This window comes from Desulfoprunum sp., from assembly GCF_053613775.1.
The window spans coordinates 1,003,286-1,015,980 of the sequence record NZ_JBSHXH010000004.1 but is presented as its reverse complement, the minus strand read 5'-3'; the positions used below and the strand labels follow the sequence as shown (position 1 = coordinate 1,015,980).

15 protein-coding genes and 1 pseudogene are annotated in these 12,695 nt (G+C 49.9%); 6 read left to right on the top strand and 10 right to left on the bottom strand.

The genetic code is table 11. From position 1 onward, the window contains the following. Positions 1-11: 11 nt before the first annotated feature. From ACWGKN_RS08640 to ACWGKN_RS08625, 4 genes are all read right to left on the bottom strand, one after another. Positions 12-803, bottom strand: coding sequence for an enoyl-CoA hydratase/isomerase family protein (locus tag ACWGKN_RS08640; RefSeq protein WP_035228106.1), 792 nt, complete (start codon positions 801-803; stop codon positions 12-14). A 78-nt stretch (positions 804-881) separates the two neighbouring features. Then, positions 882-2,495: an AMP-binding protein gene (locus ACWGKN_RS08635; RefSeq protein WP_452095049.1), complete on the bottom strand. Its 1,614-nt coding sequence runs from the start codon at positions 2,493-2,495 to the stop codon at positions 882-884. 491 nt (positions 2,496-2,986) lie between these two features. Next, positions 2,987-3,487: a DUF4395 family protein gene (locus ACWGKN_RS08630; protein ID WP_452095048.1), complete on the bottom strand. Its 501-nt coding sequence runs from the start codon at positions 3,485-3,487 to the stop codon at positions 2,987-2,989. Then, entirely contained in the window at positions 3,487-3,690 is a 204-nt protein-coding gene (locus ACWGKN_RS08625) for a hypothetical protein (RefSeq protein ID WP_452095047.1), read from the bottom strand. Before ACWGKN_RS08625 ends, ACWGKN_RS08630 begins: the two co-directional genes overlap by 1 nt. Before the next feature lie 353 nt (positions 3,691-4,043). Between ACWGKN_RS08625 and tsaA the strand changes: the two genes are divergently transcribed. Next, positions 4,044-4,442 carry a tRNA (N6-threonylcarbamoyladenosine(37)-N6)-methyltransferase TrmO gene (gene tsaA, locus ACWGKN_RS08620; RefSeq protein WP_035228099.1) on the top strand — a complete coding sequence of 133 codons (399 nt, stop codon included), beginning with the start codon at positions 4,044-4,046 and terminating at the stop codon, positions 4,440-4,442. Positions 4,443-4,995: 553 nt separating this feature from the next. Here tsaA and ACWGKN_RS08615 read toward each other — a convergent pair. Next, positions 4,996-6,102 (bottom strand): transposase, encoded by a 1,107-nt coding sequence (locus tag ACWGKN_RS08615; protein ID WP_452095046.1) that lies wholly within the window; start codon positions 6,100-6,102, stop codon positions 4,996-4,998. Positions 6,103-6,455: 353 nt separating this feature from the next. Between ACWGKN_RS08615 and ACWGKN_RS08610 the strand changes: the two genes are divergently transcribed. Then, entirely contained in the window at positions 6,456-6,707 is a 252-nt protein-coding gene (locus ACWGKN_RS08610; protein WP_452095045.1) for a hypothetical protein, read from the top strand. 42 nt (positions 6,708-6,749) lie between these two features. Here the strand turns inward: ACWGKN_RS08610 and ACWGKN_RS08605 are convergent, their stop codons facing one another. From ACWGKN_RS08605 to ACWGKN_RS08585, 5 genes and pseudogenes are all read right to left on the bottom strand, one after another. Beyond that, positions 6,750-6,998 carry a hypothetical protein gene (locus tag ACWGKN_RS08605; protein WP_452095044.1) on the bottom strand — a complete coding sequence of 83 codons (249 nt, stop codon included), beginning with the start codon at positions 6,996-6,998 and terminating at the stop codon, positions 6,750-6,752. A gap of 37 nt (positions 6,999-7,035) precedes the next feature. Beyond that, positions 7,036-7,993 (bottom strand): annotated as a pseudogene (locus ACWGKN_RS08600) (IS1595 family transposase). A gap of 33 nt (positions 7,994-8,026) precedes the next feature. Beyond that, positions 8,027-8,215, bottom strand: a complete 189-nt coding sequence (locus ACWGKN_RS08595; RefSeq protein ID WP_452095043.1) for a hypothetical protein — start codon at positions 8,213-8,215, stop codon at positions 8,027-8,029. A gap of 65 nt (positions 8,216-8,280) precedes the next feature. Beyond that, positions 8,281-8,820, bottom strand: coding sequence for an IS630 family transposase (locus ACWGKN_RS08590; RefSeq protein ID WP_452095042.1), 540 nt, complete (start codon positions 8,818-8,820; stop codon positions 8,281-8,283). Next, positions 8,817-9,335 carry a winged helix-turn-helix domain-containing protein gene (locus ACWGKN_RS08585; protein WP_035233079.1) on the bottom strand — a complete coding sequence of 173 codons (519 nt, stop codon included), beginning with the start codon at positions 9,333-9,335 and terminating at the stop codon, positions 8,817-8,819. Before ACWGKN_RS08585 ends, ACWGKN_RS08590 begins: the two co-directional genes overlap by 4 nt. Positions 9,336-9,850: 515 nt before the next feature. Here ACWGKN_RS08585 and ACWGKN_RS08580 point away from each other — a divergent pair. The 4 genes from ACWGKN_RS08580 (at position 9,851) to ACWGKN_RS08565 (ending at position 12,667) form a co-directional block, all read left to right on the top strand. Next, on the top strand, positions 9,851-10,096 hold the full coding sequence (locus tag ACWGKN_RS08580) for a hypothetical protein (protein WP_452095041.1): 246 nt from the start codon (positions 9,851-9,853) through the stop codon (positions 10,094-10,096). A gap of 174 nt (positions 10,097-10,270) precedes the next feature. Then, a complete protein-coding gene (locus tag ACWGKN_RS08575; protein ID WP_452095040.1) occupies positions 10,271-10,666 on the top strand; it encodes a hypothetical protein in 396 nt (131 codons plus the stop codon). Positions 10,667-10,808: 142 nt separating this feature from the next. Then, positions 10,809-11,693 (top strand): hypothetical protein, encoded by an 885-nt coding sequence (locus tag ACWGKN_RS08570; protein WP_452095039.1) that lies wholly within the window; start codon positions 10,809-10,811, stop codon positions 11,691-11,693. Positions 11,694-11,923: 230 nt separating this feature from the next. Continuing rightward, the gene (locus ACWGKN_RS08565; protein ID WP_452095038.1) at positions 11,924-12,667 is read left to right on the top strand and encodes a hypothetical protein; all 744 of its coding nucleotides are present in this window, start codon (positions 11,924-11,926) and stop codon (positions 12,665-12,667) included. Positions 12,668-12,695 lie beyond the last annotated feature (28 nt).

The window sequence follows — 12,695 nt, the reverse complement described above, 5'->3', positions numbered from 1 at the left end:
AATAATGACGATCAGCTATCGCGTTTTCCGGTGAAAACCGCCTTGCGTTTTTCGACGAAGGCCGAGGTGCCTTCCTGGGCATCGGGACTGCTGATGCACAGGGCGAAGGCGTCGCGCTCGATGGCCAGGGCGGTCTGCAGGTCGGCGTTGAGGCCCTGGCGGATCGCATCCTTGGCGGCCTGCAGCGAGGCCCGGCCCTTGGACGCGATCAGCGTCGCCGTCTCCCGGGTCTTGGCCAGCAACTGGTCGGCGGGGAAGCAGCGGTTGACGAGGCCGACCTCGAGGGCCTCTTCGGCCGACAGGAACCGGCCGGTGAAGATCATCTCCCTGGCCATGTTGGCGCCGATCAGCCGCGGCAGCCGCTGGGTGCCGCCGAAGCCGGGGATGATGCCGAGGTTGATCTCCGGCAGACCGAAGGTGGCGGTCTCGGCGGCATAGATGAAGTCGCAGGCCAGGGCCATCTCGCAGCCGCCGCCGAGGGCGAAGCCGTTGACCGCGGCGATCACCGGGATCGGCAGGCGCTGCAGGCGGTCGATGAGCTGCTGGCCGAAGTTGGTGAACTGGCGGGCGGCGAGCGGCGTCAGCTGCCGGATCTCGGTGATGTCGGCGCCGGCGATGAAGGCCTTGTCGCCGGCCCCGGTGAGGATCAGGACCCTGATCTCGTCGTTGGCGGCGATGGCGGTGAGGGCGTCATCCAGTTCCCGCAGGGTGGCGCCGTTGAGGGCATTCAGGGCCTTGGGCCGATTGAAGACGATGGTCGCGATGCCGGCCTCGTCATGTACCTCGATGCATGTGTATGCCATGGTGTCTCCTTCATGGGTGGAGCCCCGCGGGGGCGCCGATGGTTGTTGCCGAGGATGGCCCTCGGGTGCCGGCAGCGGTCAGCTGACCTTGCGTTGAAAGCCGAACCACTCCTGGTCGCGCAGCCTGGCCTTGATCGTCTTGCCGGTGGCGGTCTTCGGCAACTGGGCGAACTCGACGGTCTGCGGGGCCTTGAAATCGGCATGGTTTTCGCGGCAGAAAGCGATGATCTGTTCAGCGGTCGGGGTGCGGCCCGGCTTGGGGACGACGAAGGCCTTGGGCACCTCGCCCCACACCGGGTCGGGGGCCGAGACCACGGCCACTTCGAGCACATCGGGGTGGCGGCTGATGACCTCCTCGATCTCGACCGAGGAGATGATATCGCCGCCGCGGACGATGATGTCGGCGACCCGGTCCATGATCTGGACATAGCCGTCCGGGTGCATCACCCCGAGGTCGCCGCTGTGGAACCAGCCGCCGCGGAAGGCCTGGGCGGTCGCCTCCCGGTCTTTGTAGTAGCCGAGCATGACGTTGTTGCCGCGCATCACCACCTCGCCGATGGTCCGGCCGTCGGCCGGGACCGGCTGCATGGTCACCGGGTCGACCACTTCCATGTACAGGCTGGTGGTGTAGGGCACCCCCTGCCTGGCCTTCATCCGGGTCAGGGCATCGGGGTCGAGTTCGGTCCACGGGGCCTGCCAGGCGCAGACGCTGTGCGGCCCGTGCAGTTCGGTCAGGCCGTAGACATGGGTGATATTGGCGCCGATATCCTCGATGCCCTGGAGGATGGTCGGCGACGGCGACGCTCCGGCTGTCAGGACCTGGAGTGGCCGCCGCAGTTTGACCTCGACCGACTGCGGGTAGCAGACCAGCGCCAGCAGGACGTTGGGGGCGGCGCAGAGCAGGGAGACCCGCTCCCTCTCGATCAGGCGGAAGATATCGCCCGGTTCGCAGTGGCGGAGGCAGACGTGGGTGCCGCCGACGGCGGTGACGGCCCAGACGAAGCCCCAGCCGTTGCAGTGAAAGATCGGCAGGGTCCAGAGGTAGACCGCATCCGAGGCCAGCGAGGTCTCGATGATCTCGCCCAGGGCATGGAGGCAGGTCGAGCGATGGCTGCACATGACGCCCTTGGGTTTGCCGGTGGTCCCCGAGGTGTAGTTGATGGTGATCGGCGTATCCTCGGTGAAGACTGCCGGCAGATCCGGGGCGGTGGCGGCGGCGCCGGCGATGTAGTCTTCGTAATCCAGTCCCGTCGGCAGCGGCGGGGTGGTGTCGTTGATCGTGACAAGCAGTTCGACCTGCGCCAACTCGTCGCGGATCGCCTCGATCGCGGCCGCGTATTCACTGTCGACAAAGACCGCCCTGGCATCGGAATGATCGATGATGTAGCGGTATTCGCCGGCGGAGAGATGGATGTTGACGCAGACCAGCACCGCACCGATCATCGGCACGGCAAAATGGGCCTCGAGCAGCGGCGGGGTGTTGGGACAGAGAAAGACCACCTTGTCGCCCGGGCCGATCCCGGATGCCAGCAGGGCGTTGGCCAGCCGGTGGATTCTGGCCTGGAATTCGCGGTAGGTAAATCTGCGGTCGCCGTAGATCACGGCCGTCTTGTCCGGATAGACCCTGGCGCTGCGGTCGAGGAAGGATACCGGACTGAGTATGTCATGATTGACATCCGCTTTGAACATCATGTCTGCTCCGACTGTGGCGCAGGTGCGGCAAGAACCGATGGAAGTGGTGATGGCTTGCCGGTCGCTGCACCGTTATGGAAATCGATAGTAGAAGATATCGGTCGAACAGACAATCGGTACAAAACCTATTTGTTCCTGGAAAAAAAGCTGATGGGGACTAGGTTCAGGACCTAGTCCCCTGTTTATCGCATAACATCCTGATCCACAACGGTATTTAACCCGCACCCCCGCTTCATGGGGTCAATTTGATCGGCTGTGAGGACTACGGTACAGCGGTCTGCAGGGCAATCGGATCCGGACCAACGGCTTGGGATGTCCAGAAGCCTCACCACATGAACCCCGTGGCGACAGTTTTAATAAAGATACTCTTTGGGTGGAGCACCTGCTGGTTTCCAGGGACGGAAAACTCCCCCCTCGCCGTGGCTCGTACTGATCTTTTTGTCCCGATCACCAGCCGTTCGATCACTCCATACCGGGCCGGATTGTCCTGCTTACCCGGTCCGCGACCACGGCAGCGTGTGGTTGGCGAAGTCTCCCTGTCCCCGGAACTGGTGGTACAGGTAGGAACCCAGGCAGAAGCGGCCGAAGATCAGGGCCGCCAGTGCCGCCACCAGCAGGGCTTCGACAATCCAGGCGAGACCGGTCAGACCCGCGACCAGAGCGATCCCGATCACCAGCATGAAGGTGCCGGCCATGCCCTGCGCGAAACGGCGGGGAGGCTGGGCCGGTTCCAGGAGCGGCAGGTTCCTCGGCCCGGCGACGATGCGGTTGTAGAGGGCATCGAACGGGTTCAGGCGGGGTAGCGTCGCATTCCACCACAGAAGGGCGCCCAAAACCAGAAAATATAACCCGGATTGGAGCAAAAGGCCAATCACCACCAGGGATCCGACGATGCGCGGCTGCCACATCAGCGCCGGGTACAGGCAGGCGCAGGAGTCAGCCGAGGCGTCCGGGAAGCCCTGTTGCCGGATGAAGTTCAGTTGCGCTTTCATTATCGTTCCTCGGCCAGTGCCAGTTCCAGATCGATCAATTCTTTCGCCCTCTCCATCGCCCGGCGCTCGTCGTCGCCGCCCAGGCCGACATGCTGGGTGCGGCCGGACGGGTCGGTCACATCGAAGCTGAAATTCGAGCACATGTTGGACTCGGCGGACACGGAAATGGTCCAGTCCTTGTAATCCACTGTCGATTTGATCATGGTCGTACCTCCATGTATACTGTTCGGCAGGAGAAACCCTTGCCGTATGAAGTACAATAAGACACCATGGACCTCGGTGCCACCATCGGCCCAGTCGGCGCCGGCGGCGTGCGGCCGGGAAATTGATCAACAACGAGTCATCTGCGAAATGACAATAGAACACGTTTGTCCCACCGGTATTTCGGAGGGCCGATATATTTTGTATTGTCATTTAATTTATGTTGTCATTTCGAGCGATAGCGAGAAATCTCGGTTATCAGGACGACGAGTTTTCTGGCTCCGGTCAAAATGACAGGATCTGCAGCGGTTCATTTTGCAAGAGACTCCAACCTTTGTTGAATAAGGGAGACAATATGGAACAACCTGCATTGCGGATTATCGGGGTGCTGCACGGTGATATCACCGATGTCGGCGAGGCCCCGCGGAACTTTGACATCTCGGATCGAACCGGCACCCTGGAGATCTTCCCCGAATACCAGGCTGGGCTCGAAGGGATTATCGCCGGCCAGACCATCGTCGTGCTGTTCTGGCTGCATCGGTCCAACCGCGACATCCTCTTGGTCTACCCGCGTGGCGACCGCTCCCAGGGTCTGCGCGGCGTCTTCGCCACCCGCAGTCCGGTGCGGCCCAACCCGATTGCGATTTCGGAGCTGAAGGTCCTGGCCGTCGATGGCAACCGCCTGGAGGTGTCGGGGCTGGACATCCTCGACGGCACCCCGATCATCGACATCAAAAAACAACTCGGGGGGTGAGATCAAGGATCCAAGGGTCGATTTCGGAGAAGGGTCGCTATATTTTTCAGAACAGCGCCCATTGGCTATCATCCCTCCCTTGAGCGGTAGGACAATCCGCCTTTCGATGCAAACTGAACTGCTCTGTTATGGGTATCTGACTGACAGAGCCAATTCCCCAAAAATCGCACAGGACGTCCTGTCGCATTTTCGCTTGTCCGGTTGCCGGGTATAGGGTAGTGTCCAAATAAGAGATGATATTCCTGTTAGATACGACGATGTGGGGCAGATCAGCTACTTGCAGAATAACGAGATTGTTGGTTGGTCAAATGGAGGTGACGTGGTTCCCTGCCATATAAAGGAATTCAACCTAAAGGAATTTCACCTTTGAAGGTATTTCGTAACCGCTTATTTTAACTTTTTCTGTCTCCGTCATATCGAGCCATCCTCCTGTCATTTCGAGCGATAGCGAGAAATCTCGATTTTTCGGCTGGAAATTTCTTTCTTGTGAGCCTCTTTCAAAATGAGCAGCTTGCCAAAGAGCGTCCAAGGCAAGGCCTCCGATCTTTAAATCCTAACCAATCAGTCGGAGCAGTTGATCGGCAAACAGGGTAATGACTCCGAACATCAAATGAAGTGATACCTTGGCGTGTCCTTTGACCATGACGTTGTTGGCGCCGAAGTCTTCTTTCAATCGACTGTTTGCCCGCTCCGCGCTCGATCTGATTTTGTAACGTTCTGCCTGGTGAGGCGCCATGGGAACAACTTCCTTACATCGGCCATTTTTCTCTGTGATCATGACATGATTGTATTCCCGGCTGATCTGTTCGATTCTTGCCGCATCATATGCCGCATCCATCAGATCGTACAGGTAGATTACCTTCCTACTGGTCAGCTTTATCAGTGGAATCGCTACCTGGCTGTCATGTAGCGAAGCAGAGGTGACTAGAGCGCTGATCGGCAGGCCGATATCGTTTGTGTCCAGATGCAGCTTGTAGCCATTCCATGACTCCTTGTATCCCTTGGCATTCTTCTTGGTGCCGCGATCGCAGGCGATAGGCAACTCATCAATGGCTTCCTCCGCGGTCTGCCGAACCTGACGATCGAGCCGTTTTTCGATGATTTCACGATGCTCACCTCTGGCAGGGCGTCCTCTTTTGCGAGGTGGCCTCGGTTCTTTGACAACCTTTTTGGCCGGCTTCTCGCGACCGACAATAGCTGTGGAATCGCGATTTATATGCCCGATAATCTGATCCTTCAGGTATTCGTTGATCAGTGCGTCGTGTACGCTGCAATCAAGACTGCCGGCGGCAAATTCAGCAAAAGCCCGTGAAAATGTCGCTTCCGATGGAAGAGCACCGTATTCCCTGAACCCGCAGATCCTTCTCAAGTTGGCAACTGATTGCAAGGCACGGCGCAAATCACTGGTTGTCGGGAGGCGATACAGCGCTTTTGCCACAAACGCACGGGCCAGACACTGCCGATCATGCGGCTTACGTCCAGGATACTGATAACGCGTGACGTTCTTTGGTACATGTCGTTCAACCTGTAGTATCTCCAGGATGGATACCAACCTCTCCTCCTGTTTGGTAAGCGGCGTCGTCAGGCATTGGTTCAGATGAGGAAACAGACTTCTTTGGACACGCCCCATCAACCATGATATCTTGTCTGTGAGCTTCATGACATTCTCCTTGGTTGTGTTTTGCTGGATACAAAACTATACCAAAAATTGCCATGAAGATCAATTAATTCAATTATTTAAATACACAAATTCTCAGGTTTTAAATCTCTCGTCAACAACAACTCGTCTTTTTGAAAGAGGCTCAATTGTTCATCAATTTGTCCAATGTTTGTCGACAATCATGACAGGTAAGTACTTGATTTTCCAATGCCTGTGATCCAAGGATTAGACAAAATAATACTTTTTGTCTAATCATTCATCTTTTTCAAAAAAAATGGGGTCTATTAAACGCCCCAAACGTTCTATGGGAAGAACAAACCAGCACCTTATATTCTATAGACAGGAGCCATACGATGAATGTTGAAAAAATCCATGAAGTTTCTGAAGATGTAGGAAATGGCTGGAGTCTCTGTTTCCAGTGGTGTCATTATCACCATCCAAACGGATACACAGAAAAAGGGTATCGCTTCATTTATGAAAAGCCGAACGGACACCTGCAACCCGCACGAGGACAAGCCCGCATTCCTTCTCTTAAACTTGCACGAATATTAATGGCCAGAGCTGAACGAGAAGGCTGGGGAGATTATGACTGGGATAAAGAATAGAAAGAAACCCAAGCAGCTATTTTGGCCTTGAAGCCTTTGTTATCAAGGAACATCTGAGCAAGTAATAGCTTTCATCTGAAAAGATGACTGATTCTTAAACTGCCATTGTCCATCTTTCTTTTTTTCGGCAAGCATTTGTGCTGTAAAAGATTGATTTTCATCAGATGACCAGTCTGACCAAGTTTTAAATTCAGAACTCCTAGCAGGTGCATTAAGATCTATTCTTATATAGCCACTCCACTCAAGACCATTTAAACGATCAGCCTCTGATGTTGTCTCTTCACTCGACAATGAGGCTTTTTTAAATTGAATAAAAGGGGGTAGTCGGTTAGCTCCTCTCCCCTTGACTTCGGCTCCAATTATAGCCGAAAGTCACGTCAGCTTCAGTCACCGGCGGGGTGACCACGGTTTGCTCCATAAGCCGACGAAATACAAGCCCCCGGCTGCGGGATGTACGGCGGTTGAAGCGAAATGTAAATTCTTCCAAGTAGGCCTGGAGATGACCGGGTACAAAAGATCCCTGATGAGTTCCCAAAATCCAGCGTTTGAGGAGGCTTGCTACACGATGCACACCTGGCATCGAAACATGCGCAGGGTCATCCGATGAGGAAAGCACAGTCCTTTCATGTACGTACTCGTGCTTGAACAATCCATTGTATCCTTTCCAGCCGTCTGTGCGAACAGTTGCCTTCTCGGCTACAACGTCACTGATGAAAGGCTGGAGATAAGCAAAAGAGGCTTCTGGAATATGACGCATTCTAATTCGCCCAAAACCTTTAGGTTTCTTGATCTCGACAGCTATCACAACAATAGACTTAGGCTCCGCGGCCGCGCTTGCCGCCCTGCACGACGCCACCAAGGAGTGCCTCGTCAACTTCGACAATACCCGACAACTGCCCCCGCTCACTACGCACCATCGATACCCGGTATCGTTGGAGAATCGCCCAAGCCGTCCGGTAACTGGTACCCAGCGTTCGTTCCAAAGTTTTTGCCGAAAGGCCATTTTTGGCGGTTGTAAGGTGCCATGCGGCTTCAAACCAAGTCGTCAGTGGCGTTCTCGTTTTTTCCAGAATCGTGCCAACCGTCACGGATGTTTGATGACGACATGCCGGACAGACCAAACGACCACGTGTTTGTCGCCACGGATCCCCAAGAGTCATGCATGCAGGGCAATGAAAACCATCTGGCCACCGCAAGTGCTCCAAGTAGGCAGCGCATGCACTGTCGTCAGGAAAATGTTGCACAAATTCGCGATAAGTGTTTGGGAAGTCGCCTCCTGCTGTCATATATGACAAAGTAACATAAGAGGAGCTAACCGACTACCCCATTTGAATAAATTTCCATAATTCACCACCAGTATTAATATAAATGGTGTAGTCGTCCCCGCATTTGATGACATACTTACCAAGTTCCTGCATTGCTGCATTCTCAGCTTCTTTATTGACTTGACCACTGCAACCTACCGCCAGCAATAAAATACCACTAAATAAAACCGTAATCCGCCCCATACTACCCACCTATTATTGATTTTGTTAGAAACAAACCTGAAAATCACCTTATTCTAAGTTGCATTCTAAAAAATACTATTAACAATCCATGGCCATCCACTTAACCGCGTCACAGCCATTGGTAGAGATGCGAGCTCTTGAAGGCCGACCTCAACCTCGCTACATACTGCATCAAGCGATTCGAACACGCGATTGGCACACCGTTTTTCACGTAACTCATGCCACAGAATTTCAGTTGGATTGAGTTCCGGTGAATACGGTGGCAATCGGATTAGAGACATATTGTCAGGAACCTCAAGAGCTTTTGCACGATGAGAACTGGCTCCATCAACAACCATAACCACATGTCGATCAGTATGCGCTTCCGCCACCTGCTTGAGAAATACGGACATGTTTTCGGTGTTCATCTTCTCGGTGACCATCCAATGCAGGGTTCCTCCTTGTGGTCCGATGGCTGCATAAAAATACCGAAACTCTCGTATCAGCGCCAATCCTACCGTTGGGCGGATCGGGACAGGAGCCCAGCAACGAGCCGGGTCACTCATCCGGCCAAACCTCGCCTCGTCCTGAAACAGCAGCAAAAGCGGCTTGTCTCTTCCGATCATTTCTCCCGTGATAACCTCGGAGAATTTTTTTTAAACTCCTCTTGTGCGGCAACGTCAACTTTGGGATGCCTGGTATCCGGCGTTACCTTTCGCCATCCGTGTCTGGCCAACAAACGATATATTGTTGATTTCGGCACTTCGTGTCCTACCCGTTCCTGGAATGCAAGGTGGATGGGTGGCACTACGAGAACGCTCCCCGTTGCTGCTTTTTCAATCCAAGGCGCCAAAAATTCCTTTTCCTCTTCAAGGGTCATCAGTTGTCGGCGGCGACCACCTCGTCGTTCCCCAATCATTTTTGATGGAGCCTTGATTAATTCGCCAAATTGTCGCCGAAGAACGCACACTCGATCGCGACTTAAACCAAGCACCTCAGCTGTCGTGTCCAGAGTAGCTCCAGTGAGTGCGGGGAGCAAAACAGCTTGTCCTTGCCGTAGCTCTTGGATTGTGGTCGCCTCGGACACCATTTGCAGGGCTGCCTTTAATTCTCCCTCATCGTATCGTGCAATTCTTGCCATGTCGTTACCTCCTGGTAATGTTCATGGCTATATGTTAAATTAGTATTGTTATGATTGCAACTTAGAATTACAACGCAACATGTCAATATAGACACAATATGCAGTATTCGTACTCCGAAGCGACCTACAGCATGTGGTACACATGTTCATAAGTGCCGTTGTAGGGATCAAACATAGCAACTTTACGTCTTGACCACCACCGGAAAAAAGCAAGAATAGCGGCAGGATAAAGATACCGTTAGAACATCCACTCCACAATAATTTGGAATCACAGCCATTTTTTTAATAGGGTTTAGCCCAAACAATCAAATATGCCGGTTTAGGAGTTTGCCAAACCATTTTAAATGGGGCTTTATCTGCCATTAGACAAAATAATCTATTTTGTCTAATCTTCAAAAGAAAAGGTTTTAATAGACAGACTAAAAAACTTTACAATATCACCCACAGTGTGTATACAGTGTTGATGCACTGATTGAACACTATCAAAATACTGTCAAAAAATAAAGGAATTGTCTATGATACCTACATACAAAGAATCATATAGGGATGGAGAAATTCGTATTGGCTGGTCATCGTGGGATGACAATGCACTTGAAAGCCGTTCAATCAAATATGCCTACAAAAATGCTAGCGGTAACATTTCGCGCGGATGCCCAGAGCTGCCTTTTGATATCCTTGTTGATATGATTCTTGTCGCAAAAAGGCAAAATGAACTTTCTGTAGAGCAAATTGAAGAAATCCGGAAGGCTTTCCTGAATTAAAAGCTAGTCTGTATTGTTTGGTTGGAAAATCAATAAATTTACTGAGTTTAACTGGAGAAGAATTGATGCAATCCTAATTTTGATGGTAGGTATGTTAAACATTTTCTTGCTAACAGGGAATATAGGAAAGCCGTAAACCAAAATGGTATAAAACAGCAACCTTGGAGATCAATCATGTTGTTTCTTCGATTTATTGGGACATTTTTAGGAATTCTGGTTGCAACCACAGCTTACTCAGCGGGCTCTCCTATCGACCAATATAAACAAATGGGAAGTGCCGCAGCTCTCGCTGAATCTTGCTACAACTCGAAGAAAATCCCAGAATCGCTCAATCAATCAATCAAAGAAGCCGTGGCAAAAAATCCTTCCATTGAAGAATTAATGAATACATTGATCGCCGCGTATAACGAAGCATATGAATATGCTATCCTCCATAATCAAATTTGGAATGGTACTCAGCAATCTTACTCGAAACCATTCACCTGCTCGGTACCCGAGGATTCTAAATTTATTATGAACGTTGAAGCCTCAATCATCGAATCGTTAAATAATAAAAAAGGCGTGGAATGATCATCCAATTCCTCTTTTCACGAACTTGGATTATTCAACGTACCCGCAGTTTAAAATAGTACCAAACTGTCATTAGGCAAAATAATTCTTTTGTCTTTACATTCATTCCACATAGAATCAGCAGGTTAAGCAAGGGACAAACATGGACTCTATTCTGTGCCGAATTACCCTAATAATGGCAACGTGCATTTTACTTGCTGCATGTTCAAAAGAACCGCCCAAATGCTCAGATGAAAATACTATCACATTAGTAAAACAGATTATTATAGAACAGGTTGGGCCTCTCTCGTCGATGGACAAAAAAGAGACTGAGCAGTTTAACGAAAAAGGGGGGGATTTCTTAAATTTAGAACTTCCTAGACCTAGTGCCTATGATAAAGGAATTAAAAAATATTCCTGTGAGGCAAAGCTAATCGCAGGAGATAATTACCAACTTCCAATAACTTATACTTCTCAACTCGACGACAACGGTAGGCACATAGTTTCCGTTGTTAGTGGAATGGATTTATTTGATGCGATAAGTGTGCAGCAAGCGATAGTCCAAAGCATAGCTAATTCATTACAGTCGAAGGATGTGCCAACTCCAACGAACCCACAGACAGATTCAAAGAAAATAGATGTACCGCCGAACGGCAATAACGGAAAAGAAACAGTTCCTCCCGATGACGTATATGATCTTTATATTGCTAGACACCCAACATTAACCGACTATAAACCTCAAGAACCGGTTGAAATAAAAACTACAAGAAATGATATTACATACAAACACAGAGACATTAAAGGAGATGGTCATCAGGCATGGTACTTATACACATATGATCTCTGTGGAAGTGGGGGTTGTAGTGGAGAAATATATATTTACGAAAATGGTAAATATTGTTACGCCGGTCATGATGAATTTGATAAGTTTTTCAATTCAAATAAAATATTTCCTGACTTATCATGCAACGACATAAAAGACAGTGATATTGATTCATTAGGCGAACATCCAAAAAACCTGGCAGAAAAATATAGAATTGATATGTGAGAACCAGAATATGGGGTAATTGACTTTATCACCCTCACCCCCAAATCAATCACCATACTTCTATTTGGTAGGTATCGCCGTATTATTAATCGCAGCTTGCAGGAAAAAGAAAGCCTGACTTCTTCTTATCATAAATCAGATACACAAAAGACAGAGTCATTCATTTTGCTCTGCCTTTTTTATCTAAAAACCAGAACATTAGACAAAATTCTTATCTAGAGGAGGACATTTTGAAATTATTTCTTTTCTTTTTTTGTATTTTCCTAACCGCTCATTCAACGGTGTATGGTGCTGAATCTTTTAGCTTCAGCGATATACAATGGACAGACAGTAGAGATGTGATAAGTGAAAAATTAAAAATAACCAACGATTTTGTTGGGCTTAGACAACGTGGCCGGAACGACCAAAAAGCAGGAACTTTGACAGCAAACAATGATATTCCATATTATCTGGTACAAAGTAATAAAACTCTTAGAGATATTAACTCTAAATTGGAAGAATGTGGGGAAGAATCGATTGTACGAGTATATGCCGACGAAAATACAGAAAGACACTTTTCAAATGCAAGTGATACAATAATTACCAGTGGTGGACGATTCTTTTTTTCAGCATTTGATGAGAAACTTCTTTATTACACTATCACTATTGATCCTAGTAAAACCGACACTGTTCTTCAAACATTGCAAGAAAAATATGGGCAAGGAACAGTTGTCACAGAAGGAGATAATGGAAATAACAAGGATATATCGATGCATATGCAGAAAGTGGAAAATAAAATAGTCCGGCAGGGGAAAAATCCTGATTGGTTGATGTGGGAAACAGAAAATGAATTGCTATATATTTTTGTTGGCAATGGGTTTGAGCCTGTTGTTTATGTAAATAAATCACACATCAAAGAGGTTGTTGGGCATTGCATGGAAAAAAAGAAGGTATATACAGAAAAACTTAAAACCCAATCAAATAAGTCGTTTTAGAAAGTTGCACAAACCGTTTTATTTTGTG